Below are 1,268 nucleotides of genomic sequence, written 5' to 3'. Positions count from 1 at the left end.
TGGTATTCCCCCAAATAATTGGACATTAAAATAAAGCCTTCGCGAAGGAGCAATATGAATCGCGAAAGAAGAGGCTATCCTTATGAGTTTAAAATTGAATCGGTAAAACGTTATCTAGAAAATGGAAGAAGAGCCAAATATACTGCAGACGAATTAGGTATACCTGAATCGACTCTTAGGGAATGGAGAGATAAATATATGACTGAAATCAAAAAAGAAACTAGTCCAGTTCCAGTTAAACAGGGGAAAAAAGAATTTGAGTCCATTCTTCAAGAAAAGGAGAAACGAATCCAGCAACTTGAAGAAGAGGTTCAGATATTAAAAAAGTCAATCGGCATTTTCACAAAGGACTCACGACAAAAATAGGAAAGTATCAGTTTATCAAAGATAACAAATCCTGTTTTAAAGTGGTGAAAATGTGCAAGGCGTTAGAAGTCTCAAAGAGTGGTTTTTATAATTGGAAAAATCGAAAGTTAAGTAGAAGAAAAGTATTTAATTTACTCTTACTTACTGAGATAAAACAAATTCATACGGAGTCATTTGAAATTTATGGAAGCCCCAAGATACATAAAATTCTGTTATCAAAGGGGTATCTATGTAACAAGAAACTAGTGGAACGTTTGATGAAAATAGCTAATTTACGTAGTAAAACTGTCAAAAAGTTTCATCCCACTACCACTAAGTCAAATCACGGTAAAAGTATATCGCCCAATTTATTAAAGAGGAATTTCACAAGCAAAATGCCTGGCTGTGTTTGGTGTTCAGACATTACCTATCTAGAAATTAATGGTAGATGGTTTTATCTAACAACTATTATAGATTTGTATAATAGGGAAATAGTTGGCTGGGATTTAAGTGAGAGCTTAGAAACAAATTCTTTAATTTCGTGTTTAGATAAAGCGGTTAAACTTCATAAACCAAAACGAAACTGTATTTTTCACTCTGATCGGGGAATTCAATATGCCTCGAAAGAATTCAGAATGAAATTGAATGACAATAAGATGAAGCAAAGTATGAGTAGGAAAGGTAATTGTTGGGACAACGCAGTTTCTGAGTCCTTTTTCAAAACGTTAAAGTCTGAATTCATTAGGCATGTTAAATTTAAAAGTATAGAAGAAGCAAAGAAGAATCTCTTCTTTTATATCGAAATATTCTACAATCGAAAAAGAATCCATTCTACTTTAGGCTTTACTTCTCCTATTGTATTTAGAAAGTTATATGAAAAGCGATGTGCTTAATTTATTGTCCGAAATAAACGGGGAATACCA

General features: G+C 32.8%; 2 protein-coding genes. Both read left to right on the top strand.

All coding sequences use genetic code 11. The features are described from left to right. Positions 1–54: 54 nt before the first annotated feature. Positions 55–366 (top strand): transposase, encoded by a 312-nt coding sequence (locus tag EHQ70_RS08775; protein WP_135585526.1) that lies wholly within the window; start codon positions 55–57, stop codon positions 364–366. Continuing rightward, the gene (locus tag EHQ70_RS18755) at positions 318–1,238 is read left to right on the top strand and encodes an IS3 family transposase (protein WP_135585524.1); all 921 of its coding nucleotides are present in this window, start codon (positions 318–320) and stop codon (positions 1,236–1,238) included. The genes EHQ70_RS08775 and EHQ70_RS18755 overlap by 49 nt, the downstream gene beginning before the upstream one ends. Positions 1,239–1,268: the final 30 nt, after the last annotated feature.

The sequence above is a fragment of the Leptospira congkakensis genome, assembly GCF_004770265.1.
Classification (GTDB): domain Bacteria; phylum Spirochaetota; class Leptospiria; order Leptospirales; family Leptospiraceae; genus Leptospira_A; species Leptospira_A congkakensis.
Note: the sequence above shows the minus strand (reverse complement) of the source record. Positions and strands in the feature narration are given on the sequence as shown.